Here is a 23,971-nt window from a genome sequence, read left to right as displayed (position 1 = left end):
TTCAAAAAAAAGTTATTGCCCATTCGGACAACAACTTTTCTTGTTATTTCTTATGCATTTTGAACTCTAAAAATAGTTCGTTATAATGAGCAAGCATTTCCTTACCTAAGTTTTCATATACTTCAAGTGTATCTGTCACCTGTTTATCCGGATAAAAACGTTTGTCTTCCCGCACGTCACGATCAAGCAATTTTAAAGCTGCTTCGTTTGGCGTCGAGTATCCGACATAATCCGCATTTTTGGCGGCATTTTTCGGATCCAACATGAAGTTGATGAATTCATGGGCACCTTTTACGTTTTTAGCCGTTTTCGGAATGACGATGTTATCGAACCAGACGTTTGATCCTTCCTTTGGAATCACATAGTTTAAATTTTCATTTTCACTCATGATTTCATTCGCATCACCGGACCAGACGACACCAATCCCTGCTTCTTCGTTCGCGAGCAACAACTTGATTTCATCCCCGACGATGGCCTTGACGTTTGGTGTCAACTCCATCAGGTTCGCTTTCGCTTCCTGCAGCTTGGTTTCGTCCGTCTCGTTGAGTGAGTAACCAAGACTGTTCAGGCTCATCCCCATCACTTCACGTGCTCCGTCCGCGAGAAGGATTTGATTTTTCAGTGCCGGATCCCACAGGTCTTTCCAACTGGTCGGTTTTTTCCCGTCAATCAACTTTTGATTGTAGACGATCCCGACCGTTCCCCAAAAATAAGGAATCGAGTACCGGTTGCCCGGATCAAACGATAAATCAAGGAACCGTGGATCGATATTTTTTAAGTTCGGGACTTTTTTCTGATCAATCGGTAAGACTAACTTTTCTTCGATCATCTTCGCAATCGCATAATCGGACGGGACCGCGATATCATACGTCGTGCCCCCTTGTTCGATTTTCGTCAGCATTGCTTCGTTCGAATCAAACGTCTGATAGACGACTTTGATGCCAGACTCTTTTTCGAACTGGTCAATCAGTTCCGGATCGATGTAATCGCCCCAGTTATAGATGTTCAAGACGTTTTTTCCTGAGTAACCTTGTGTCGCATTCAACCGGTTCAAAGCAAACAGGATGATGCCGGATATTAAAAAAATCGCGACAAATAATTGAATGAGCTTTTTCATCGATCATTTCACCTCCGGTCGGGACAACTTCATCGCAGAACGCTGGTTCAGGAAGTAGTAGCCGATGACGAGTAAGAACGTAAACAGGAAAATCACGGTCGACAAGGCATTGATTTTCATCGAGATTCCTTGACGCGCGAGTGAATAGATTTCAACGGACAACGTCGTGAATCCATTTCCCGTGACGAAAAACGTTACGGCGAAATCATCCAGTGAATACGTCAATGCCGTAAAGAAACCGGCAAAGATACCGGGTGTGATGTACGGCAAGATGACTTTCGTCAGGACATCGAGTCGGCTTGCACCGAGGTCACGTGCCGCATCGACGAGTGTCGGACTCATCTCCTGCAGTTTCGGCAGGACTAGAATGACGACGATCGGGACAGAAAACGCGATGTGTGACAACAGGACCGACGTAAAGCCGAGCTTAATGCCGAGCATCGTAAAGAAGATCAGGAACGACGCACCGATGATGACATCGGGACTGACGATCAGGATACTGTTAAGCGTCAACAGCGACGTCTCGATCCGCTTTTTCCGGACCGCCTGGATCCCGATGGCCCCGAGGACACCGATGATCGTCGAAATCGCTGCAGACAGAAGTGCGATGACCAGCGTGTTTAAAACGATAATCAAGAGTCGGGAATCCTGAAAGACTTCCTTGTACCAATCCCACGTAAAGGAATCAAAGTTCGTCATGTTATCGGCACTGTTAAACGAGTAGAAGGCCAGATAGAGAATCGGTGCGTACAAGATGATGAAGACACCGATCAAGTACAGATTCGCTAATTTTAATCGTTTCATCATGTCGTCGCCCCTTTCTTCCGTTTCGTACTCGTCAATGCCAGAATGATGGCCATCGCAATAATCAGGAAGACGGCAATCGTCGCGCCCATGCCCCAGTTCTGCGTGACAAGAAATTGTTGCTCAATCGCTGTTCCGAGTGTGATGACCCGGTTCCCGGCAATCAGACGCGTGATCATGAATAGCGACAGCGCCGGAATGAAAACGAGTTGGCAGCCCGACTTCACCCCGTCCAGTGTCAACGGAAAGACGACACGACGGAACGTCATGAAATTCGACGCCCCGAGATCACGGGCTGCAAAGACGAGCGATGGGTTCAGTTTTTCAATCGCATTAAAGATTGGTAAGATCATGAACGGAATAAAGATATAGACGGAAACGAACACGAAACTGAAATCCGTGAACAAAATCTGTTTCCGGCCGATTCCGATCGCTTCAAGCGTCTGGTTCGCCCATCCGTATGTGCTGAACAGACCGATGAACGCATATGCTTTCAACAGTAAGTTGATCCATGTCGGTAAGATGATCAGTAGCAACCACAATTGTTTGTGCTTTGTTTTCGTTAACAGATAAGCTGTCGGATAACCGATGGCGAGTGAAAACAACGTGATCAAAAAGGCATACCAAAACGAGCTGAGCGTCATCGTCAAATACGTCGATGTAAAGAACTTCTGATAGTTAACGAACGAGAAGTGCCCTTCGAGATCAAGAAACGAATAATAGACGACCAGAACGATTGGTGCGATGACGAACAACGCAATCCAAAAACTATACGGAATCAGGTACCAGTTGCGTGTCTTCTGCATCACAGCACCCCGTCATATGATTCGAGTCGTTTATCAAATTCCTCTTCCGTCTCATTTAGACGCATGACATGAATCGCTTCCGGATCAAACGTCAAGCCGATCTGTTCACCGACCGTCGCTTTTTTCGTACTGTGGACGAGCCATTCGTTTCCAACTTCATCCATGCAGGCAATCTCATAATGTACGCCGCGGAACAACTGCGAATCGACCGTCACACGCAGCTTGCCTTGCGCGACACTCGTAATTTCCAAGTCTTCCGGACGGATGACGATTTCAACCGGTTCATTTAATTCGAGACCACGGTCGACACACTCAAATTCTTTTTCAGCGAATGAGACGCGGTAATCCATCAACATTCGTCCCGGGATGATATTCGACTCCCCGATGAAGTCGGCGACGAAGCGGTTGATCGGCTCATCATAAATATCCGTCGGTGTACCGGATTGTTGAATCAGACCATGATTGAGGACAAAGATTTCGTCCGACATCGCGAGTGCTTCTTCCTGATCGTGAGTGACGAAGATGAATGTGATGCCGAGACGCCGTTGTAAATCACGCAGCTCATACTGCATTTCTGTCCGGAGTTTTAAATCGAGTGCCGATAACGGTTCATCCAGTAAGATGACTTCCGGTTCGTTGACTATGGCCCGGGCAATCGCGACACGCTGGCGTTGTCCGCCTGACATCTCCGTGATTTCACGGTTCTCGTAGCCTGATAAGTTGACGAACTTCAGCGCATCGAGCACACGCGTCTTGATTTCCGCTTCCTTCATCTTTTTAATCCGTAACCCGAAGGCGATGTTCTCAAAGACGTTGAGGTGCGGGAACAAGGCATAATCCTGAAAGACCGTGTTGACTTGCCGTTTGTTGGCGGGGACATCGTTGATCCGTTTTCCGTTAAACAGGATATCGCCTTCTGTCGCCTCAGTGAATCCGGCAATCAGCCGTAAGACCGTCGTCTTCCCGCAACCGGACGGTCCGAGCAACGTGTAAAATTTTCCTCGTTCGATTTCAAAACTGACTCGTTCCAGAACCGTCTGATCGTCAAAACGTTTCGTCACGTCTGTAAATTGAATGATCGTATTGTTGTCTGCCAAATCTTATTCCTCCTTATAAATACGAATCCGTGGCTGTCACGAGTACCCTCGTTTCTGCCTTTGAATCATTTCGTAGTTGATGAATTTCTGAAGCTTTATAATAGAGTGTCTCGCCTTGCGCTGCCACGAATGATTCCCGACCAAGCCGCAACGTGACCGATCCTTCGAGTACATACACGAACGTTTCCGACCCGGACGGTTCGTATGCTTTAAAATGTCCTCCCGGTGCCAAGTGCAACAAGACGGGCTCCATTTCCTTTTCATTCGATTCCGGAATCAGCCATGTCACATGATACCCTTGTTCCAAGTCCTCATACCGCGTGACGTCCTTTTGCGAATAAACCACCTTTTGATTCAACGTATCCTCGTCAAAAAAATCTTTTGCCGAGATACCGAGTACTTCAAGCAGACTGAACAGCGTCTCAATCGACGGCGAACTGATTTCGCGTTCGATTTGCGAGATGTAACCTTTACTTAAATCCGTTCGCTCCCCAAGCTCCTCTTGCGTTAAGCCTTTTTGAAGACGCAGATTTTTAATTTTGTTTCCGATCGTCCGCAATCCACGCCCTCCTTTTTGTATAACAGTTTAGTATAAGACGACTTCAAGTTTACTAATCACGTACCGATTATAGCGTATTGGGTCAGTTAATCAACTAAAATGTTTAAACTTTTAAAGGTTCATTTGACAGCGATAACGCTTACACCTACAATTAATATCAGGTACTAAAATAAGGAGGAAACAGCATGAAGATTGCATGGATTACAGATAGCACGACGATTTTACCCGATTCGATTTCTCAGCACGAAGACTTGACTGTCGTCCCTCTTCTCGTCATGAAAGATGGCGAAAGTTTTACAGACGGTGTCAATGTCCAGGCCGAGACCGTCTATCAATGGATTGATGCGAAACATAAGGTCACGACCAGTCAACCGTCCATCGGTACGTTCACTGAGCACTATGAGCGGTTAAAAGAACAGTATGATGTCGGCTTTGCCATCCATCTTTCAAGCGAGCTGAGCGGCACGTATAACGCTTCTGTTCAAGGTGCTGAAATTGCCGGCTTCCGTTTGATTGCGATCGATTCCCGATGCGGCATCTATCCGGCAGGCCAATTGCTTGCGGAAGCGATGCAACTGGCAGCAGACGGGATGCCGGTCGAAGAAATCGAGCAGTATATTCTAGAGCGCCGCTTCGACCATCACATCGAGTTCACTGTCGCGAACCTCGATCAGTTGCAGGCAGGCGGACGGATTTCCTCGACGAAGGCATTTGTCGGTAATTTACTTCAGTTGCGTCCGCTGTTTCATTTTGAAGATGGCAAAATCGTTCCGTATCAGACGGTTCGAACCTTTAAAAAAGCCCATGCCAAGATTTTTGACCACCTCGTTGAAATGCTTGAGAGTGGAACGGTCACCGATGTCTCGTTGTTCCACGCGACTGCTTACGATTTGGCACTCGAATGGAAAATGAATCTCGAAAAGCGGTTCGATGTCACGGTTCGCATCGATAACTTAACGCCTGTTCTCGGCTCGCATACAGGTAATCCAGCCATCGGGATGTCCTTCTTAAACCCGACGAGCCGACGCTGATGTCTAAAGAGGCGACAATCCGGGTAAACCTCCTTTAGAGATTAAAGGAGGTTTTTGTATTGAAAAACAAATGGATTTGGCTCAATTGGCTTGGCTTTGTCTTTACTATTGCCGTCAATGCACTGGACGGCGGAAAAACCGGACGGATTTCGGATACGATCAGCACTTATTTTAAACCCGCAGGTTATGCGTTCTCGATTTGGGGACTCATCTATCTTGTTTTACTCGTTTGGCTCATCATGCAGACGATTCCGAAGTTCAAGGAACATGATATCGCTAAAAAAATCGGACCGTGGTTCTTGATCAGCTGTCTGTTCAATGCTGGCTGGATCGTTACGTTCTCATACAAGCTGTTTCCGTTGTCGGTTGTCGTCATCGTCGGTCTTTTGATTTCCCTGATTGTCATCTACTCCAAAATCGACCGCGAGACAAAAGCTTTACGTTTTAAATTACCGTTTTCGCTTTATCTCGGCTGGGTCTCGGTTGCGACGATTGCGAATATCTTCTTGACCATCGATACGGAAAACATCAACTCATGGCTTGGAATCGGAGATGCCGGCTGGACGATGATCATGCTCGGTGTCGGTGTCATTCTGGCGTTGTTGTTCATGTTCGCTAATCGCGATCCGATTTATCCACTCGTGTTCGTTTGGGCTTATATCGCCATCAATTTCCAGTCGGACAATGGACTTGTCGATACGGTTGTCCTCGGAAGCGTCGTCGTCCTGCTCGCCGGATATGTCTTCTTGCTTGTACGGATGCGTCGTCAGGTTCAACTGAGCAAGTAACGTTATTTTCTACCTGATTCGTCGTATACTGGTATCAAAGGAGTGAATGTTATGCAGATTACATTTACAGAAACTGCACTTGATCGCATCGATCAATTACGTGGTGATACGGAAGGCCAATTACATCTGTATTACGATACAGAAGGATGCGGATGCGGGAACTCAGGTATTTTCAGCATTCGTCTCGTCTCCGCCGCAACGGATGAAGATATGACGATTGATTCAAATGTCGGACCCGTCCTTGTCAAACGGTGGTCGAGTCATTTTCTCGATCAGGAGATGACACTTGACTACAATGCAGAGAAAAAATCATTGATTTTAAAAAGTGACGGTCAATATTTCAATACGAACGTCCTCGTTACCGATCAGACCGGCTGCCAATTGACAGCCAACCGGTAAGACGATAAAAAAAGGCAGCTTCCCTCGTGGAAAGCTGCCTTTGTAGTGTGATGGACAGACAGGTACTGGATTGAGTAGAGAGCTTAGCAACTATCGAAATGTACGGCGATTCTGTCTGCATCTTGCACAAGTCGAACAAATTCCTGCCCGGAATCTGTTCACGAAGCCATTGCGTCCCCCATGTTCGCACACATATTCCTCGTGTGCTTATCTAGTATACGTAAAAAGAGATGCGTTGGATTGAGCTGATGTGCTGTCAGACCACATTCAAAACGGTTCGCTCGATTGTCTGTTGGTCCAAATCCTTGACCTTGACGGGACGGCTGTAGTAGTAGCCTTGTCCATAGTCGCATCCGAGCCGTTTCAGGAATTCATGTTGTTCAAGCGTTTCGACGCCTTCCGCCACCACTTCAATCCCGAGACTCTTCGCAAGCTGGATAATCATTTCTGTAATCGCTGTTCCCCGCTCGTCATGCGGTACTTCGTCAATGAATGACTTATCAATTTTTAAGATATCAATCGGTAAATGCTTTAGGTGGGTCAAAGAGGACAGACCCGTCCCGAAATCATCGAGTGCAATCGTTAAACTCAATTGCTTCAATTCTCCGAGCATCAACAAGGCCCGTTCAAGGTTCTCCATGACAGACGTTTCCGTAATTTCCAGCTGAAGCTGCAGTTCTCCACCATTCTTCAACGAGTGATGAACGATTTCCTTAATCATCAGGTTATGTGATTCCGACCGGAAATGCATGGCCGACAAATTGACGGAGACTTGACGGATGAAGTGGTCCTCTTCCCGCCAGGCTTCCATCTGCTTGACGGTTTCTTGCAGCACCCACTGGGTCAGTCGATGAATCAAACTATATTTTTCAGCGAGCGGAATGAACTCGGCTGGGGAAATGAAACCAAATTTCGGATGATTCCATCGAATCAGGACTTCCGCCTGCTCCACTTTCCCTGTTGCCAACGCGATTTTCGGTTGATAGACGAGATTAAATTCTTTAAAGTCCGTCATCGCCCGGCGTAAGGACCCGACAATTTGTTGTTCCCGACGATCCGAATGAAGCAGTTCATCATAGATGACGAAACGGTCCCGGCCTTCATTTTTTCCAGCACGTAAGGCGCTTTCCATCTGACCAATCCGTATCTCCAGCGAATCCTCTTCGTTCGGAACGATGATTCCGACTGTCGCTGTCAGATGAATCTCTTGTCCGTCGAGAAAAATCGGTTGTCGAATCGCTTCCAGTACATTCGTAAAAGCCTCTTCCAACAGATCAGGATCAATGTTTTGAATCAGAAAAAACTGCGTACCGTTGTAACGAATACAAGCCTCGTCTTCTCGAAGTAACGCTTTAATCCGGTCCGCAAATTGCCGAATGACAGCATCTCCCTGATCAAATCCAAATGTGTCGTTAATCCATTTGTAGCCGTCCAGATCAAGCAAGGCCATTGTCATCTGCTTTTTCGTTCGACTATATTGTCCATCAACTTTCGCCATATGATAATCGAGCCAACGCCGGTTATGCAATCCTGTCAAATGATCGGTGTAAGCCATCATCTGTAAGGCGCGCCGCTCGAGGTGAATATACAGTCCGACGATCAACAGAATGATTAAAAAGACCGGAACCGCCACATCACTCAATATGTTTGAAGTGACAGGACGGGCTGTAATGTCTACCCCTGAAGAACTTGGAATGCAGAATGCCGTACCAAGCATCCCAACATAATGCATCGTTGAAATGCCGAATCCCATTAAAATCGCAACAGGAATTAAAATTCGTTTTTTATCGACGTGCCGCGTCACATAAAGCAGCAGAAGGGCGACATAGGCGACCGTAATGGCAATCACAATCGATAACGTGAATAAGGCCGTATCATAGCGGATATCCCCACCAAACTGCATCGCAATCATTCCGAGATAATGCATCATCGCAATTCCTGTTCCCATTAACGTTCCGGCAACGATGACTTTTTTCCTCGTCAGCTCCGAATAATATAAGAGATAAAAGGCAATCCAGGCAGCCGTCACGGCAGGAATGATTGATAAGAACATCAACACCCAGTCGTATTTGACCGGTACTGCCAACTCGAATGCACCCATCCCAACAAAATGCATGCCCCAAATGGATAATCCCATCGTCAAGGAGGACACAAACAGTGCTCTTTTTTTCAAAGATACGGCTTTTGCCAAACGGCGATTTAATTCAAGTGAGGCATAGGATCCAACGATGGCGACGATGACCGATAGGATGACCAATGTCTCTTCATAGTGTTTCGTTAAGGTGATCCATTCATTCATGATAAGTGCCTCTCTTTTTTAACTGACATTCCTATTAGTATCGTCTTCTTGTCGGTATTTCTTCAGTCTTCTGACAAACTTTCGTTAGAATAGATCGGCTTTTTTCTAAAATACACGAATAAACTCGGAAAAACGTATGCAAAAAGGGATGCAATCGAAATTGCACCCCTTTCTATGAATTGAGACTGGCTTTTATAACGTGACGGAGGCGACGACTTCACCGGTCGGTTTTTCTAAGTCCGGTTCCGGTTCAACCGTGATCGCAACCGCATCAATCGTTCCATCTCCTTTTACCGGGAAGACGGCTGCTGCTTCTCCATCCTGTTCGATTACACCGTTTGCACGGGGAGTATCGCCTTGAATCGTCCATAGTTGATACAACTCGCCCTCTTTAAGTGGCGGTAAATCCTTCAGTTGGACAAGCATGAACTCTTTATCATCTTTCGTAAAAATCATACTCGAACCCTTGATGGAGGCCGTACTTTCAAAGTTGCCCATCCCTTTGACTTCGTCCATCGCAAACTCTTCCGCTGGAGAAGACTCGTCTTGCGAAAGAAAGTACGCGTTGGCACCAAGCGACAGGATTAAGGCTGCTGCGATACTCATGAGCCAACCGAGTGGCACAGAACGTTTTTTATCTTTTTTCGAGCGTGCTGCATCAAGTTCAGAAACGCGGTCGGTCTCCTGAACAACCGGTTTCGAAGCCGGTGCTGTTCCCGGTTCGCTTTCTTGATTCGTTGATCCAAGGACCTCACCGAGAATCCGTGACTTCATGCCTGTTGGTATTGGCCGTTCCGGAAGTGATTCCGCGATGGGTAGCATCAAGTCTTGCATCTCTTGAAGCGCCTGTTTGCAGTCATCACAAGTCGCCAAGTGTGCTTCGAACGCGTCGCGATCGGCAGCTGATAATGTTCCGTTGAAGTAGTCGATTAAATCATGACAACGTTCTTCCATCAACGTTCCCTCCCGTCTAATATTTTTCGGAGTGCCTGGATGGCACTCCTGATTCTTGTTTTTACCGTTCCGAGCGGTACATGTAGCTGATCTGAGATTTGCTGTTGGGTCATTCCTTTAAAATAAACGAGTTCAATTAACTCTTGTTGATCTGGTTTCAGTTCACTGACGGCATCCCGGACTTCAGATGCGGTTTCACGCTCGATGACCGTCCGTTCGACCGGTTCATCATATCCGCCGTCCCGCTCCTCGACCTCAATCGTCGGCTGGCGTTTCTCACGTCTCAGGCAGTCGAGCGCTGCATTGCGGGTAATCGTTAATACCCAAGAGGAAAACTTCCCTTTATCGGTATTAAAATCGACCCGTCCGTTCCATATCTTCATCCAGACTTCTTGAATGACTTCCTCTGATAAACGATCATTATTCGTAAAGCGATGAGCGAATGAGAACAATAGCCTTTCGTACTTCTCATACAGTACTTCGAGAGCCTGTTCATCTCCACTGCGCATCTCATGATAAAGCGATTCATCGGATTGAGTATGCATCCTTCTCCTCCTTGTGATCAGTCAGCCTTATCATATAGTATACGCAAGCTGACGCGAAATCGTTTTAGTTTTTTATCTTTTTTCATTTTTTTGTCCACCACATCCATATTCCCTATTCTACTAAAAAATATAGCTCAAAAAGCGGTTGGATTGACAGCAATACCATGATGGGCATAGCATAAAGATATCGAATAGACGGATTGCATCTCAGAATGGAGGAAAATACATGGATTATGATCGGAAAATGAAGAACCGGGTCAGCCGCATCGAAGGACAACTTCGCGGTATCTTACGGATGATGGAAGAAGGACAGGATTGCCGTGATGTCATCACCCAACTTTCTGCTGCCCGCTCCGCCATCGACCGGACGATTGGTGTCGTCGTAAGCTCAAATTTGATTGAGTGTGTCAAAGAGGCGGAACAATCCGGCGAAGGACAGACCGAGGAATTGGTCAAGGAAGCCGTTAATTTACTGGTAAAAAGCCGCTAATCGATTCATTGGAATCGTTAATAGTCTTGCTCTGCTTAGGTGCGGTGCAGGACTTATTTTTGTTTCCGCCGTATGTTTTGGAATCGAGATAAAAAGGAACAATAAAAGGCATGACTAAAAGTGACTTGAACATGAGGAGGAACCGAACATGACCACGTATCAACTCGATCAGGACCACAGCTCCATTACATTCTCAGTCAAACACATGATGATTTCAAAAGTTAAAGGAGAATTCCGTGACTTTACCTTTGAGGTCAGCGGGGAAGCACACGATCTAGAAAATGCCTCTGCTGTCGTAACGATTCCGGTCGCTACAATCGACACGCGCAGCAACGATCGTGATACACATTTGAAATCAGCTGATTTCTTTGATGTCGAGCAGTATCCGAACATTACTTACCGTGTGACTTCGTTCAAAAAACACTCCGGTGATGAATACGAAGTGACCGGTGACTTGACGATTAAGGATGTCACGCGGACAGAAACGTTTAAGGTCGAGTATGAAGGCAGCGGTGTCGATCCTTGGGGCAATACCCGTTCCGGCTTTGAAGTCGATGGAAAAATCAAACGGGAAGACTACAATCTCACTTGGAACGTCGCCCTGGAAGCTGGCGGTGTCTTAGTCGGCAGTGACGTGAAGTTCCAATTACACCTCGAGTTCATTCACGGATAATTATCAAATAGAGATCATAGTATATGTAGGGGGAAATCAGATGACCGTTTCACTTTTTATCGATGTTGCATGTAAGACCGGGGAATCACCCGTGTACGACGCCAAAACAAAACGATTTTATTTCGTCGATATTCCGGGCAAACTTCTATTTTCATATGACTTAACGACAGAGGCTTTAAAACCTTACCAGTTACCAAGTCCCATCACATCGATCGCTTTGACGGATGCGCCGGATTTCCTTCGCGTCACGTCGGCACACGGTTTCGGAACGTTCGACTTAAAGGAAGGACACCTGTCCCTTGAAACCCAATTGACGCTTCCTGCTTCCGACCGGATGAACGATGGGAAACTCGATCCGTCGGGTCAGTATGTTGCCGGAAGCATCAATGAAGAAGACGGTGAAACAGCGTCGCTTTATCGCTTGCGTCATGACGGTTCAGTCGATGTCTTGCTTGAAAACTTAACGAACTCAAACGGACTCGTTTGGTCGGAAGACGGTAAGACGCTTTACCACATCGATACGCCGACGAAAAAGGTCTATGCTTTTGATTATGCGGCGGATCAACCGTTGACGAACCGTCGTGTTGCCATCGATTTAGAAGACGAGGATGGTTTCCCGGACGGCATGACAAAAGATCGGGACGGTCACGTCTTCATCGCCCATTATGCCGGGTCGTGCTTAACGCGTTGGAATCTTGAAACAGGTGAAAAACTCGCCCATGTCGAGTTCCCTGTCTCGAATCCGACATGCCCGATTTTGTATGAAGACCGTTTGCTCGTTACGACGGCCGCGGACGGCGACGACGCCGAACATGCCGGTGCCGTTTTCGAAGTCACGTATTGATGTTTAAGACTCCCTTTTGAGGGAGTTTTTTTGTGGACGCCTGTACTAAAACAGGCGATACTGAAAGAGAAGCGAATATTTTGACGAGGGAGTGTACCCGGATGCGTATTTCATCGATTGAACGGCTTCATCAACTGCAAACGACCCCGTCCTTTTTCCCGGTCAACTGTTACCTATTTGAAGAAGCAGACAGCCTTACCTTGATTGATACAGGAATCTCACTGAATGCCAAAGCCATCTATTCCGTCATCAAGTCTTTTGATAAACCGTTACAATCCATCATCTTGACCCACGCGCATGCCGATCATGTCGGTTCACTTGATTTTTTAGCGAGTGCCTTCCCGCTCGCTGAAGTATCCATCAGTTATCGGGATGCCGCCCTGCTCAGTGGCGACGAATCGTTACGCGAAGGCGAAACGACACCTCTTAAAGGCGGGATTCCGAAAAACATCAAGACCCGTCCTGATCGGTTACTCGAAAGCGGTCAACAGATCGGCAGTTTAAGTGTCATCTCTTCTCCAGGGCATACACCGGGATCGATTTCCCTTTGGCACGAAGGCAGCCGGACCTTGATTGCCGGTGACGCCTTCCAAACCCAAGGCGGTTTAGCCGTCTCGGGTGATACAAGATGGCAGTTTCCCTTCCCGTCCCTTGCGACGTGGGATAAGGAAGTGGCGCTTCAATCGGCGCATCAGTTAACGGAATTGACACCGGACGTCCTGGCGGTTGGTCACGGACCGCTCGTTGTCGCACCGAGCTTTGACATGCGTCAGGCCGTCGATCGGTTCGAACAGATCCTGTCCTCGAAAAAACGAAATGGTTATACTTGAACATCAGTCCGACCAAAAAATCCGGACAGCTTCCTGCTCCTCATTTCTTAATGAAGAGTAGAAGTTGTCCGGATTTTTTTTGTTGACTGTTCCCGCTGTTTACGGCATCTCGTATCGATACAAACGGGCTTCATACGGTGCTAATCGATTCCTATCAGACGTGTCATAATTCGTTAAAATCAGCTGTTCTTCCGGTAATCCGAACGTCGTCGTAACCGGTTCATCATGGACATTTAACACGATCCGCCAAACCAACCCGTCAAGGACCCGTTCATAGACATACAAGTACGGATCTTGAATCGCTAAATCACGATAAATGCCGTAAACCATGACCGGATGTGCTTTCCGTAAGTCAATTAATTTCCGGTAAAAGGCCAGTACGGAATCCGGATCCTGCTCTGCCGCTTCGACGTTGATTTCACGGTAGTTCGGATTGACCGTCATCCACGGTATCGAAACGGTAAAACCGGCTGCTTTATCCGTATTCCATTGCATCGGTGTCCTAGAGTTGTCACGTGCCCGTAACTGCATCGATGACAGAACCGTTCCGGGTGATTCGCCGGCCGCAATCCGCTCGGCGTATTGATTCCGAAACGCAACGTCCTGATAGGACTCCGGATCAGAAAAACGGATGCCGGTCATACCGATTTCTTCCCCTTGATAAATGTACGGGATGCCGGGTAACGTATGGAGCATCAACCCCAGCAACTTGGCACTTTCGACGCGATACCGTTCGCTTCCGAACCGCGTCACCTGACGCGTGTGGTCATGGTTGTTCAAAAACTGGGACGCGACGCCGCTTGGATAAAGTGCTTCATACCAGCGTTTTTGAATTTGTTTGAAACGTGGCAAATCCATCGTCTCCATATCATCTGCGACCTCAAAATGAAACAACGTCCGCAATTCCTTCCGTTCTTCACCGACGTACAGCAATCCGTCTTCCGGTCCGACGAACGGAATTTCACCGACCGTAAAGAGGTCCGTTCCCGCTAGGACTTCTTGGTGCATCTCCTGCAACAATTCGTGAATGCCCGGTTGGTTCCCTAAGTACGATAAATCCAAAGGATCCGCGACATCGTCATACGTCGCCCGTTTCTTGATCAGGTTGATGACGTCCATCCGGAAACCGTCGATGCCTTTATCCGCCCACCAGCGCATCATCGAATAAACAGCTTTTCGGACAGCCGGATGTTCCCAGTTCAAGTCCGGTTGCTCCGATGCAAACGAGTGGAAATAATACTGCTCGCGTGTCTCATCCCATGTCCACGGGCTCGGTGCAAAATACGACCGCCAGTTATTCGGAGGTGTTCCTTTTTCCCCGTCCTGCCAAATGTACCAATCGGCTTTCTCGTTCGTTCGACTGCTGCGGGATTCCTTAAACCACGCATGTTGATCACTTGTATGATTGACGACTAAATCAAGAATCAATTTCAGATTCCGTTCATGAGCTGCTGTAATCAACTCTTCCAAGTCGGACATCGTCCCCGCTTTTTCCATGATGGTATAGTAATCAGAAATATCGTACCCGTTATCAATATCGGGTGATGTATAACAGGGATTTAACCAGATGACATCGACACCAAGAGATGCGATGTAATCCAACTTTTCAATCACCCCGCGTAAATCGCCCATCCCATCTCCGTCCGAGTCCTTAAAACTGCGCCAATATACTTGATAGACAACAGCTTCTTTCCACCAGGTCCGATTCATCCCCATCATCTCCTTTATGATTCAATCGTATTCTAATTCAGTGTATCAAAAACATGAAAGACTTCGGTTCTTTTTACCAATTATCAGCAATTATTAAAAAACCCTTTTCTTTTTTCTGAAAATTCGTTATCCTTGACGACAATACCCAACAAGGAGGAAAACAGATGAAACATTTTGCCCCATCGATTGCGATTGATCGGTTACCTGCTCCGGTCTTCGCCGAGCTTGCTCAGCGGATCGGTGCCGTCAAAGCCGCCGGCCACGATGTCATCACGCTTGGTCAAGGAACGCCGGACCAAACCACGCCCGTACATATTTTGGACGCATTAAAAGAGGCCATCAATGACACCTCCAATCTGCAGTACCCTCCGTTTCGCGGTCATGATTTCCTCAAACAGGCCGTAGCCGATTTTTATCAGACGGAGTTCGGCGTGACGATTGATCCCGCTTCTGAGGTCGCCATTCTGCTCGGCAGTAAAGCCGGTATCGTCGCCTTACCGCAAACGATCGTCAATCCCGGTGAAGGTGTCATCGTTCCGGATCCCGGCTATCCGGATTACTTATCCGGTGCAGCACTTGCCGGTGCTTACCCGATCACGTTACCGCTCCTTGCGGAAAATGCTTTTTTACCTGACTACACGTTACTCGATACGACGGATGTCGAACGGGCCCGGATGCTGTTCCTCAACTACCCGAGCAATCCGACCGGCGCGACGGCGACGGCGGAAGCCTTTGAGCAGACCGTTGCCTTCGCTGACGCAAACGATATTTGTGTCGTCCATGATTTGGCGTACGGCGGCATCAGCTTTGACGGTCCGACTAGAAGTTTCCTCCAGACAGAAGGGGCGAAAGACGTCGGAATTGAACTGTTTTCGTTATCGAAACGCTTTAACATGTCCGGTTTCCGGATTGCCTTTGCGATTGGTAATCCGTCCGTCATCTCAAGTATCGAGACGTACCAGGAACATTTATACGTCAGTGCCTTCACACCAATCCAGCACGCAGCGACCGTTGCTCTCTCCAGTGATCAAACATGCGTCCGTGAACTCAGTGCTCTGTACGAAGCCCGTCGTGATGCCTTGTTCGGTAAGTTACAGGAGATTGGTTGGGAAGGACCGGTTCCGGGTGGTTCATTCTTCGTCTGGTTACCCGTCCCGTCCGGTTTTACCTCACAAAGCTTTACCGACCACCTGCTCGATAAAGCACACGTTGCTGTTACGCCCGGACATTTCTTCGGCGAATATGGCGAAGGTTATGTCCGGATCAGCCTGATTGCCGATGCCGAACGATTGGTCGAAGCTGCTGAACGAATCGGTCAATTGAATTTGTTTCGCCAGACCGTTGCGGAATAATTCTGAAAAAACGTTTGACAAATGGGAATGATTTCCGTTACAGTAAGTCCCAACAGCATAATTACTTATCGAGAGCGACCGAGGGATTAGGCCCAACGACGTCCGGCAACCACCTTTAAGGAACGGTGCCACATCCTACAGAATGTTTCATTCTGAGAGATAAGTTACGAAATCTTACACTTCGTCGCTTTTTTCTGGTTGCTCTTAACTGGAAAAAGGCGATTTTTTTGTATAGGGAGGAAACGACAGATGATTGAATTTAAAGGCATCACCAAACGGTTCGTTCGTGACCGGACACCGATTTTCGCATTACGCGATGTCAACTTAACGATTCAGCAAGGTGAAATCTTTGGCATCATCGGTGAGTCTGGTGCCGGAAAAAGTACATTACTCCGGTTGATTAATGGACTGGAGACGCCGACACAAGGAACGGTAAAAGTATCGGGCATCAAACTGTCCGACCTCTCAAAAGGCAGCTTACGCGAACTACGACTGAATATCGGGATGATCTTTCAACATTTCCAATTGATTCAATCGCGGAACGTTTCCGACAACATTGCGTTCGCCTTAAAAGCAGCCGGCGTTAAACGCAGTGATTTCCCAAGCCGGATCAAAGAACTCGTCGCCCTGGTCGGACTTGAAGGATTTGAGACGAATTTTCCGAGCCAGCTCAGCGGTGGTCAAAAGCAACGGGTCGGGATTGCCCGCGCCCTTGCCAATAATCCGAGTGTCCTGTTGTGTGATGAAGCAACGTCAGCTCTTGATCCGGTCACGACACTGCAAATCCTGGAACTGCTGAAAGACTTGAATGAACGACTCGGCCTGACAATCATCCTCATCACCCACGAGATTGATGTCGTCAAACAAATCTGCCACCGCGTTGCCGTCATGGCGCAAGGCGAAGTCGTCGAAGTCGCAAGTACATACGACTTATTCAGTCAGCCGACCCATGATGTCACGAAACATTATGTCGATACGGCACTTCAAATTGAATTACCGGAACGCATCTTACGGACGACACCCGGTAAAATCATTCGCCTGCAATTCACGGGTGAGAAGACCGGCGAAAGTACGTTATCGGAAGCAATCAAACAGTTTGATATCTCTGTCAGCATTCTCCACGGCAAGGTCGATTATATCCAAAACGTCGCCTTCGGAGTCCTGATCGTCAGCTTGACTGGTCCGACGCTTCACGTGAATAAGGCCCTGACATGGCTTGAAGAACAACTCCACACACTTGAGGTGATCCAGGATGTGGCTTGAACGAATCGAAACCATGTTACCGGATCTTACAAAAGCTTTAGCCGAGACGGCCCTGATGGTCGGGATTTCACTGGGCTTTGCCCTCGTCATCGGCATCCCGCTCGGAATTTTACTTTTCATCACGGACCGGGGACTGTTTTTCCAAAACGTCGCCGTTCGCAGCATCTTGGACTTTTTCGTTAATATCGTTCGTTCGTTACCGTTCATCATCTTGCTCGTCGCGCTGATTCCACTGACGCAATTGTTGCTCGACAATACGATTGGTCCGACAGCCGCTTCTGTCAGCTTAAGTGTTGCCGCCATTCCGTTCCTCGCCCGACTCGTCGAGACATCACTCCGTGAGATTCCACCGGGCTTGATCGAAGCTGCTGAGGCATGCGGCGCAACACCGTTTCGTATCATCATCAGCGCCCTGTTACCGGAAGCCCTTCCCGGAATCATCCAAGCGGTGACGTTGACGACAATCAGCCTGATCGGCTTTTCTGCCATGGCCGGCATCGTCGGCGGCGGCGGTGTCGGCGACCTCGCCATCCGCTTCGGTTATTACCGGTACGATAACGTCGTCATGATCGTGACGATCATCGTACTCGTCGTCATCGTCCAAAGTATTCAAGGACTCGGCAATCAACTTGCCCGCCGTGCTGATAAACGTTAACTACAAATAGAAAACCTTAAGGGAGAGAATGAAAATGAAAAAACGTTATGCCTTTTTAGCAACAGGATTACTGGGAGCCGGGATTCTTGCCGGCTGTGGCGACAGCAGTGCGAAAGAAGAAACCAAGTCGATTAAGATCGGTGCGACGAGCGGTCCTTACAGTGACATGGTCAAAGAAGCGATTCAGCCTGGTCTTGAAAAGAAAGGCTATAAAGTCGAAATCGTTGAATTCAGCGATTACATCCAGCCGAACATCGCGCTCGGCAGCGGCGACATCGACGCGAACTTGTTCCAACATTCGATCTATCTGAAGACGTTCGCGAAGGAAAAGAATCTCGATCTTAAAGGGCTGATCACTGTTCCGACGGCACCGATGGGCTTATACAGTAAATCCTATAAGTCGCTTGATGACGTCAAGACAGGCGCGGAAGTCGCAACACCAAACGATCCGACCAACCAAGCCCGCGCGTTAAACTTACTCGCTGAACAAGGCTGGATTGAGTTGAAGCCGGATGCTGATCCATTGACGGTTTCTGAAAAAGACATCGTCAAGAATCCGAAGAAACTCGTCATCAAACCACTTGAGGCAGCACAGTTGCCACGTGCCATCGAGAGTGTTGATATTTCTGCTGTTCCTGGAAACTTTGCCCTTGCTGCGAAATTTGATTTACTCGATGCGCTGGCACTCGAAAAAATGGATGAGCAGTACCGTAACTTAGTTGCTGTCAAAACAGCAGATGAAAAGAAACAGCTCGCGAAAGACTTGACGGCTGTCGTGGAGTCAGAGGACTTTAACACTGTCATCGAAAAGTCCTTTAAAGGCTTCAGTAAACCCGAGTGGGCAAACTGATGTAATTCTTTTTGTCGATTAGCTCGTCTAAAGATGATATAAAACCCCTGAAACAGCTGCCTCCCCTTACAAACGGAGGTGGAACGGTTTCAGGGGTTTTCCATTAAATAGGGACTCCTGGAGAAGACAGGGCTTCGTCAATCAAAAGCCCGCTCTCATTTTTCAAGATAGAATTCAAATTTAGATAGCGCGTCATCCATCTACAGATTGATCCACACAAAAGAACCTCAATCCTGCTTTCGCAAAATTGAGGCTAAGTGCACTGTTTGGTTTTAACTTTCACTTCAACGGTGTCCGGAAATTAATCGTAAAGTACGGTGAATTGTCCCGGAACGCCACACCGGTATCTGCCTGTTTGAAGTCCTTGTTCATGATGTTATCACGGTGTCCTTTTGAGTTCATCAATCCCCAATGTGCTGCAAAGACATTCGGATAGCCCATCGACAGATTTTCTCCGGCTGCCGAAAAGCGAATTCCTTTTTTCTTCATCCGATCAAACGGATCACGTCCTTCTGGATCGGTATGAGAGAAGAAATTATTCTTCGCCATGTTCTCACTGTGTGCCCGTGTGACAGGTTTCAGCGCATTGTACGGAGTGAGTGCTCCGAGCTTATAATCGGCCCGGTCCCAGTTCATCAGACGCAACATCAACTTCTCATCCGTTGTCCGTAACTCACTTGAAGCCTTACCATAAAATCCACTTTTTTTCGCTTCGATTTCTTTCGGTATCGCAAGTGTCGCTTTGACTTTGTTACCGTCGTGCTGGTCAAAGAAATATGTCACATACCGGTCATTTTTTTCATAGACCGCGGCATGATCAAGGTTCAACAAATAGTTCGTATTGCCTTTCCGGTACGATTTGACGGCTTTCCAGCCTTTTTTCGCAAGGGTCGTTTCCGTGTCTTTGTTTAAAACGGCCCCTTGCGTCGTTACGCCGTTTTTCGAACGGTACTTCCCATAATCCTTGCCGTCTTTCGTCAATGCCACGAACTCTTCCGTTGCCGTCCGCCTGACTTCCCAGTCATAACCCGGGTATTCACTTGTATATCGATCAATCAGCGTTCCTCCACTTTTCGGATAATCCGCTTCTGCTTGTTCCATCGGGATGTTCTCATAACTAAAGAAAGCAACAGCTGCTATTCCAAGTACTAACCACTTTTTCATCCGTTTGCCTCCTCGCTTCTTCCATTGACTTCATTTTAAAAGAAACCCGTCCGTTCGAACAGCCTAAGCTATCGTTTCAAGTGAAATCACATGATTCAGCAACCCGCTTCACACTTTTGACACATCTCAGATTTTGCGTGTAAAGGAGGTCTGACGTCTTTATTCATCGCATTCTCACACTATTATCATACATAAAATAAACTATTCTTTCCCTGTTGTTAAAATGTGTGAACATTCTTTTATTTTTATTCCCTTTAAATGTTGTTGCCGTTCCTGAAAACCCTCGCTATCATTAGAACTCGTAAGGAAAAAATAAGGAAATTCTATATAATATCTACTTCCAAAGGAGTATGCCATGATTCTACTTTATTTTATCTATGAATCGATCACGTTTTTACCGATTCAACAGTATCTGTTTTCCGGATGGCTCATTTTAGTTTTGCTGACCGTCTCGTTCAGTCTCGCCAATGCGCATGAGGAAGTCCATATCAGTCAACGGTTCGGTTTCGAACTTCTCGTCCCGGGTGTCGGTCATCTGTTACGTAAACAATTCCTTCCAGGCCTTGCCATTATCCTGTTATTGATCATCATTCATTTTACGTATATGTTCCGTGCCATCCCATTAAACCTCGCACTATTGCTTACCCTTTTGATCAGTCTGCTGTCCTTTTTCTCACTCTTTATCCGAATACACAAAAAAGCGGACCATTAAGTCCGCTTTTTTAATACAATCGCTTAGTATTTCGTTGTTTCTTTTAATTTGTACCCATTCGACAGTTCAAGCCAAATCGTTTTACCTTTTTTCGTTTTTACCTGGATGTACGGACGACCTTGAGAAACACGCAGTTCAAGTAAATCTCCTTGCTGATCGGCATGTGTTTCGCTTGCCTTGTCCCATTTACCGGCGAGTTGACGCTCGATGAAGATATGCTTTCCTTTTTGAACGGCACGCCATTTTCCGATTTCTGCTTTACCGTTGACTGCAACGGCGCTTTCCATTCCTTGAATCGAGATGATGGCTGGATCGTGGTCACTTGCGCTGCCGTCTGCTTCCATATAATCCGAGTTGATATTGACGATATCAGACGATGTATACGGCTTCAGGTTTTTCGAAATCAAGACATGGTCGAGCACCTGTGCGTTTCCGTTATACACATAAGAATAACGTTCCGATTTCGGAAGGTCATCGACCGTGTTCCAAAGGTTGTCCCCTTTTAAGATATCAAGTGTTTTTGAGAACTGGAAGTCATTCAAGTCACCCAGTACGACGACGTTTGAATCTTTCACTTCTGTTTCCAGTTCGTTGACGAAGTTTTGGACGATGCCAGCGATTGCGTGACGCTGAACCTCACTCTTACGAACGACCGGTTGATTTTTACCGAAGTCCGCTCCATCGCCGCCTTTTGAATTAAAGTGGTTAACGATGACGTGATACGATTCACCTTTAAAGATGAATTCGCCGACGAGTGGTTTCCGTGAGCTGGCGAAGTTTGGATCGTTCGGTTGAATACGACCCGGGTTGTTCGTCAGCTTACCGTTTTCAACGGCAACAGCTTCTGTCGCTGTTCCTTTTTCACCTGGTGCAAGCGAAACACGCGCTGGGTTATATAAGAAACCGACACGGATATTTCCGCCGGGCTGTCCGCCGTCTTTTTTATCTTCCGGTGCGATATCCGTATAGGCATAACGGACACCTGTTTTCGCTTCGATTGCTGTAATCAATGTTTCAAATGATTTCGATGCATCGACTGTGCCGCTGTCTGTCGCCCCATCGTTATCCTGCATTTCTGTCAAACCGACGATATCCGGTGTTTTCAAGAATGTCGCGATGCCTTCCGAGACACGGTCGACTTTTCCGGCATCTGCCGTCGAAGCAAAGTTTTCCACGTTGTACGAAGCAACCGTCAGACGCGAATCGCCTGTTTCAATGTTCGTCGGTTGACGATCGACTTCACTTGTAATCAACTTCGGTAAGTCAGCTGCTTTCGCGAGCACTTTATATGCCGAGTAGTTATAGCTCATGACACCTTCAATTGTACCTTCGAAACGGTCTCCTGATTTCGCACGGTACGAGCTGCTGCCCATCTCGACGAACAGACGCTCCGGATTGGCATTATCCGCTGTCAGAATTGGTGTGCCACGTTTCGTGTAGACTTTATCCGCTGTTTGCGTCCGGACTGGAATCGTCCGGTTGGCTTGCGGTCCCGTGACGATGGCATTCGGAAGCGCGACACGCATTCCTTCGACACTCTCGTATAAATCAATCGCATCTTCAGCCGGATCAAATTCAGCAAATGAATCGTTATCGATGACTTGCGTTGGAATCAAAACACCGTTTTCCCCGAGAACGATACTCGCCGGCAATCCTGTGTTCAATGCCCCTTTAACGAGATTGACTGTACTGATTTCTGTGACGGCGAGATCCGTATCAAACTTGTCACTGTATCCGCCAAGCAACCATTCCTTGACATACCCTGTCGTTGCGACGGTCTGGCCGACTGCTGCGCCGTGATTTTTCGCGTAGACCAACACCCCTTCAGAGGTCTTGCTGTTATTATCCGGATTTGGATCCTGCATGTAGAAGTTGTTCGCATCGACGACATAGGTGACGACACCCGTCGTCCGGACGAGTTGATCCGCGTATGGTGATGTATGCGCTACCCCTTGAATGCTGCTGATTTTCGTGATTGGAGGTGCGATGTAATATTTGAATGTCGAAACAGCCGACGTTTTTCCATCTTTGACGGCAACCGCTTGAATCGTTACTGCATCATTGATTGTAATCGGACCAGAGTAGACCGGACTTTCGGCAGTCGGAGTTGATCCGTCGACTGTATAGTGAATCGTCCCTTCTGCTGTCAATGTCACTTGATCCCCACGTTCGACTTCGCCGACCGGTGACGCCGTCGGTGCGACTAAAACGTCTCCTGCTTCAGCAGCGTGTGTACCGAGATCCGTCAACGTATCGACCGGGAAGCTCGTCCATTGTGACGGTTCGTATGTTTTCGAGCCGGCTGTCACGTTTGATTTCCGGACAAGTGTCGTATCTTTCGCAAAATCAGTGCTTGAGCCGACCGGTCCGATGATGTCGAGAACGACATCACCTTTTTTCAAAGCCACCGGATCATTTCCGTTGAAGTTGAGTGATCCCGTTGTTTGTTGTGCTTTTCCTTTAATATCTGCATTTGCACTTGAATTGGCAATGACAAACGTTTTCCCCGGTTCAATCGTTCCCGACAATGTGATTTTCGACTCCGTCGGTCCACCATTCGTGTATTGAACAAGTGTGTAATCTGAAAGATTGATGATTTGACCCGAACCATTATAAATTTCGATTGCCTTGTTGTTACTTGAACCCTCTATGTACTCGGACAAGATGACGCCTTCGCCTTCTGCCCCGACCGTAATACCTGCTTGTGGAAGAATTCCTGCTGTTAATGCTCCGACCAATGCCCACTTCCCAAACGTACTGACGTTCTTCATGATGTTAACCCCCTATGAATTTTCTGACACTTCTTCATATTATCAGATATATTTACGAATAGTGTATATTTTATGTAAAAAAAGACCTTAATATTCGTAAAAGAATTAATTGTTAACGCTTACAAAAATTAATCATTCGTCTTTGCGTTACAAAGAAACATGAAAGACATACAATCGCTTAAAAAAGAGCATAAAAAAAACGCCTTATCAGCGTGTCTGTTTTTAGGTGTCATGAGAATCGAGGATACAGGTGATCAA

Annotated in this window: 23 protein-coding genes and 1 riboswitch; of the genes, 12 read left to right on the top strand and 11 right to left on the bottom strand. The window is 47.2% G+C overall.

The genetic code is table 11. The features are described from left to right. Positions 1–43: 43 nt before the first annotated feature. Genes MUN34_RS01330 through MUN34_RS01310 form a run of 5 tightly spaced genes read right to left on the bottom strand, consistent with a single transcriptional unit; the run spans position 44 to position 4,383 of the window. A complete protein-coding gene (locus MUN34_RS01330; RefSeq protein WP_247856690.1) occupies positions 44–1,117 on the bottom strand; it encodes an ABC transporter substrate-binding protein in 1,074 nt (357 codons plus the stop codon). Between the two features lie 3 nt (positions 1,118–1,120). Then, entirely contained in the window at positions 1,121–1,924 is an 804-nt protein-coding gene (locus tag MUN34_RS01325) for an ABC transporter permease (RefSeq protein WP_026827475.1), read from the bottom strand. After that, a complete protein-coding gene (locus MUN34_RS01320) occupies positions 1,921–2,727 on the bottom strand; it encodes an ABC transporter permease (RefSeq protein ID WP_247856689.1) in 807 nt (268 codons plus the stop codon). Before MUN34_RS01320 ends, MUN34_RS01325 begins: the two co-directional genes overlap by 4 nt. Further along, positions 2,727–3,824: an ABC transporter ATP-binding protein gene (locus MUN34_RS01315; RefSeq protein ID WP_026827474.1), complete on the bottom strand. Its 1,098-nt coding sequence runs from the start codon at positions 3,822–3,824 to the stop codon at positions 2,727–2,729. Before MUN34_RS01315 ends, MUN34_RS01320 begins: the two co-directional genes overlap by 1 nt. 13 nt (positions 3,825–3,837) lie before the next feature. Then, positions 3,838–4,383: a helix-turn-helix domain-containing protein gene (locus MUN34_RS01310; RefSeq protein ID WP_247856688.1), complete on the bottom strand. Its 546-nt coding sequence runs from the start codon at positions 4,381–4,383 to the stop codon at positions 3,838–3,840. 185 nt (positions 4,384–4,568) lie between these two features. Between MUN34_RS01310 and MUN34_RS01305 the strand changes: the two genes are divergently transcribed. Genes MUN34_RS01305 through MUN34_RS01295 form a run of 3 tightly spaced genes read left to right on the top strand, consistent with a single transcriptional unit; the run spans position 4,569 to position 6,601 of the window. Continuing rightward, positions 4,569–5,414 carry a DegV family protein gene (locus MUN34_RS01305; protein ID WP_026827472.1) on the top strand — a complete coding sequence of 282 codons (846 nt, stop codon included), beginning with the start codon at positions 4,569–4,571 and terminating at the stop codon, positions 5,412–5,414. A 59-nt stretch (positions 5,415–5,473) separates the two neighbouring features. After that, positions 5,474–6,202 carry a TspO/MBR family protein gene (locus MUN34_RS01300; RefSeq protein ID WP_026827471.1) on the top strand — a complete coding sequence of 243 codons (729 nt, stop codon included), beginning with the start codon at positions 5,474–5,476 and terminating at the stop codon, positions 6,200–6,202. Positions 6,203–6,253: 51 nt separating this feature from the next. Continuing rightward, the gene (locus MUN34_RS01295; protein WP_247856687.1) at positions 6,254–6,601 is read left to right on the top strand and encodes an iron-sulfur cluster biosynthesis family protein; all 348 of its coding nucleotides are present in this window, start codon (positions 6,254–6,256) and stop codon (positions 6,599–6,601) included. Between the two features lie 256 nt (positions 6,602–6,857). Here MUN34_RS01295 and MUN34_RS01290 read toward each other — a convergent pair whose 3' ends face one another. From MUN34_RS01290 to MUN34_RS01280, 3 genes are all read right to left on the bottom strand, one after another. After that, positions 6,858–8,900 carry a putative bifunctional diguanylate cyclase/phosphodiesterase gene (locus MUN34_RS01290; RefSeq protein ID WP_247856686.1) on the bottom strand — a complete coding sequence of 681 codons (2,043 nt, stop codon included), beginning with the start codon at positions 8,898–8,900 and terminating at the stop codon, positions 6,858–6,860. Positions 8,901–9,092: 192 nt separating this feature from the next. Further along, positions 9,093–9,854 (bottom strand): anti-sigma factor, encoded by a 762-nt coding sequence (locus MUN34_RS01285; RefSeq protein WP_247856685.1) that lies wholly within the window; start codon positions 9,852–9,854, stop codon positions 9,093–9,095. Further along, on the bottom strand, positions 9,854–10,399 hold the full coding sequence (locus MUN34_RS01280; protein ID WP_247856684.1) for an RNA polymerase sigma factor: 546 nt from the start codon (positions 10,397–10,399) through the stop codon (positions 9,854–9,856). Before MUN34_RS01280 ends, MUN34_RS01285 begins: the two co-directional genes overlap by 1 nt. A 226-nt stretch (positions 10,400–10,625) precedes the next feature. Here MUN34_RS01280 and MUN34_RS01275 point away from each other — a divergent pair, with 226 nt between their 5' ends. The 4 genes from MUN34_RS01275 to MUN34_RS01260 all read left to right on the top strand — a co-directional run bounded on the left by MUN34_RS01275 (position 10,626) and on the right by MUN34_RS01260 (position 13,236). Next, positions 10,626–10,889 (top strand): metal-sensitive transcriptional regulator, encoded by a 264-nt coding sequence (locus MUN34_RS01275; protein WP_012371399.1) that lies wholly within the window; start codon positions 10,626–10,628, stop codon positions 10,887–10,889. 148 nt (positions 10,890–11,037) lie between these two features. Further along, on the top strand, positions 11,038–11,562 hold the full coding sequence (locus tag MUN34_RS01270; RefSeq protein ID WP_026827466.1) for a YceI family protein: 525 nt from the start codon (positions 11,038–11,040) through the stop codon (positions 11,560–11,562). 40 nt (positions 11,563–11,602) lie between these two features. Beyond that, the gene (locus tag MUN34_RS01265) at positions 11,603–12,406 is read left to right on the top strand and encodes an SMP-30/gluconolactonase/LRE family protein (RefSeq protein WP_247856683.1); all 804 of its coding nucleotides are present in this window, start codon (positions 11,603–11,605) and stop codon (positions 12,404–12,406) included. A 101-nt stretch (positions 12,407–12,507) separates the two neighbouring features. Continuing rightward, positions 12,508–13,236, top strand: coding sequence for an MBL fold metallo-hydrolase (locus MUN34_RS01260; RefSeq protein ID WP_247856682.1), 729 nt, complete (start codon positions 12,508–12,510; stop codon positions 13,234–13,236). A 99-nt stretch (positions 13,237–13,335) separates the two neighbouring features. Here MUN34_RS01260 and MUN34_RS01255 read toward each other — a convergent pair whose 3' ends face one another. After that, complete coding sequence (locus MUN34_RS01255) at positions 13,336–14,946, bottom strand: alpha-glucosidase (RefSeq protein WP_247856681.1); 1,611 nt, start codon at positions 14,944–14,946, stop codon at positions 13,336–13,338. Between the two features lie 164 nt (positions 14,947–15,110). Here MUN34_RS01255 and MUN34_RS01250 point away from each other — a divergent pair, with 164 nt between their 5' ends. From MUN34_RS01250 to MUN34_RS01235, 4 genes are all read left to right on the top strand, one after another. Further along, on the top strand, positions 15,111–16,298 hold the full coding sequence (locus tag MUN34_RS01250; protein ID WP_247856680.1) for an aminotransferase class I/II-fold pyridoxal phosphate-dependent enzyme: 1,188 nt from the start codon (positions 15,111–15,113) through the stop codon (positions 16,296–16,298). A 62-nt stretch (positions 16,299–16,360) separates the two neighbouring features. After that, positions 16,361–16,464: riboswitch (SAM riboswitch) on the top strand. Between the two features lie 83 nt (positions 16,465–16,547). Next, positions 16,548–17,561 (top strand): methionine ABC transporter ATP-binding protein, encoded by a 1,014-nt coding sequence (locus tag MUN34_RS01245; protein ID WP_247856679.1) that lies wholly within the window; start codon positions 16,548–16,550, stop codon positions 17,559–17,561. Next, positions 17,551–18,216, top strand: a complete 666-nt coding sequence (locus tag MUN34_RS01240; RefSeq protein WP_026827460.1) for a methionine ABC transporter permease — start codon at positions 17,551–17,553, stop codon at positions 18,214–18,216. Before MUN34_RS01245 ends, MUN34_RS01240 begins: the two co-directional genes overlap by 11 nt. A 34-nt stretch (positions 18,217–18,250) precedes the next feature. Then, positions 18,251–19,066 carry a MetQ/NlpA family ABC transporter substrate-binding protein gene (locus MUN34_RS01235; protein ID WP_247856678.1) on the top strand — a complete coding sequence of 272 codons (816 nt, stop codon included), beginning with the start codon at positions 18,251–18,253 and terminating at the stop codon, positions 19,064–19,066. A gap of 279 nt (positions 19,067–19,345) precedes the next feature. Here the strand turns inward: MUN34_RS01235 and MUN34_RS01230 are convergent, their stop codons facing one another. Beyond that, the gene (locus MUN34_RS01230) at positions 19,346–20,230 is read right to left on the bottom strand and encodes a CAP domain-containing protein (RefSeq protein ID WP_247856677.1); all 885 of its coding nucleotides are present in this window, start codon (positions 20,228–20,230) and stop codon (positions 19,346–19,348) included. Positions 20,231–20,585: 355 nt separating this feature from the next. On the opposite strand from MUN34_RS01230, the gene MUN34_RS01225 reads away from it, so the two are divergent. After that, positions 20,586–20,942, top strand: a complete 357-nt coding sequence (locus MUN34_RS01225) for a hypothetical protein (RefSeq protein WP_247856676.1) — start codon at positions 20,586–20,588, stop codon at positions 20,940–20,942. A gap of 23 nt (positions 20,943–20,965) precedes the next feature. Here the strand turns inward: MUN34_RS01225 and MUN34_RS01220 are convergent, their stop codons facing one another. Beyond that, positions 20,966–23,713 carry a chitobiase/beta-hexosaminidase C-terminal domain-containing protein gene (locus MUN34_RS01220; RefSeq protein WP_026827456.1) on the bottom strand — a complete coding sequence of 916 codons (2,748 nt, stop codon included), beginning with the start codon at positions 23,711–23,713 and terminating at the stop codon, positions 20,966–20,968. Positions 23,714–23,971 lie beyond the last annotated feature (258 nt).

It is taken from the genome of Exiguobacterium sp. 17-1, assembly GCF_023096305.1.
GTDB lineage: Bacteria > Bacillota > Bacilli > Exiguobacteriales > Exiguobacteriaceae > Exiguobacterium_A > Exiguobacterium_A sibiricum_A.
The sequence above is the reverse complement of the archived record's forward strand: the minus strand, read 5'-3'. Positions and strand labels throughout refer to the sequence as shown.

Coding starts and splice junctions, on each gene's coding strand:
- MUN34_RS01330 (WP_247856690.1), bottom strand. CDS start 1,117: ATGAAAAAGCTCATTCAATTATTTGTCGCGATTTTTTTAATATCCGGC.
- MUN34_RS01325 (WP_026827475.1), bottom strand. CDS start 1,924: ATGATGAAACGATTAAAATTAGCGAATCTGTACTTGATCGGTGTCTTC.
- MUN34_RS01320 (WP_247856689.1), bottom strand. CDS start 2,727: ATGCAGAAGACACGCAACTGGTACCTGATTCCGTATAGTTTTTGGATT.
- MUN34_RS01305 (WP_026827472.1), top strand. CDS start 4,569: ATGAAGATTGCATGGATTACAGATAGCACGACGATTTTACCCGATTCG.
- MUN34_RS01295 (WP_247856687.1), top strand. CDS start 6,254: ATGCAGATTACATTTACAGAAACTGCACTTGATCGCATCGATCAATTA.
- MUN34_RS01290 (WP_247856686.1), bottom strand. CDS start 8,900: ATGAATGAATGGATCACCTTAACGAAACACTATGAAGAGACATTGGTC.
- MUN34_RS01285 (WP_247856685.1), bottom strand. CDS start 9,854: ATGGAAGAACGTTGTCATGATTTAATCGACTACTTCAACGGAACATTA.
- MUN34_RS01280 (WP_247856684.1), bottom strand. CDS start 10,399: ATGCATACTCAATCCGATGAATCGCTTTATCATGAGATGCGCAGTGGA.
- MUN34_RS01275 (WP_012371399.1), top strand. CDS start 10,626: ATGGATTATGATCGGAAAATGAAGAACCGGGTCAGCCGCATCGAAGGA.
- MUN34_RS01270 (WP_026827466.1), top strand. CDS start 11,038: ATGACCACGTATCAACTCGATCAGGACCACAGCTCCATTACATTCTCA.
- MUN34_RS01265 (WP_247856683.1), top strand. CDS start 11,603: ATGACCGTTTCACTTTTTATCGATGTTGCATGTAAGACCGGGGAATCA.
- MUN34_RS01260 (WP_247856682.1), top strand. CDS start 12,508: ATGCGTATTTCATCGATTGAACGGCTTCATCAACTGCAAACGACCCCG.
- MUN34_RS01255 (WP_247856681.1), bottom strand. CDS start 14,946: ATGAATCGGACCTGGTGGAAAGAAGCTGTTGTCTATCAAGTATATTGG.
- MUN34_RS01250 (WP_247856680.1), top strand. CDS start 15,111: ATGAAACATTTTGCCCCATCGATTGCGATTGATCGGTTACCTGCTCCG.
- MUN34_RS01245 (WP_247856679.1), top strand. CDS start 16,548: ATGATTGAATTTAAAGGCATCACCAAACGGTTCGTTCGTGACCGGACA.
- MUN34_RS01240 (WP_026827460.1), top strand. CDS start 17,551: ATGTGGCTTGAACGAATCGAAACCATGTTACCGGATCTTACAAAAGCT.
- MUN34_RS01235 (WP_247856678.1), top strand. CDS start 18,251: ATGAAAAAACGTTATGCCTTTTTAGCAACAGGATTACTGGGAGCCGGG.
- MUN34_RS01230 (WP_247856677.1), bottom strand. CDS start 20,230: ATGAAAAAGTGGTTAGTACTTGGAATAGCAGCTGTTGCTTTCTTTAGT.
- MUN34_RS01225 (WP_247856676.1), top strand. CDS start 20,586: ATGATTCTACTTTATTTTATCTATGAATCGATCACGTTTTTACCGATT.
- MUN34_RS01220 (WP_026827456.1), bottom strand. CDS start 23,713: ATGAAGAACGTCAGTACGTTTGGGAAGTGGGCATTGGTCGGAGCATTA.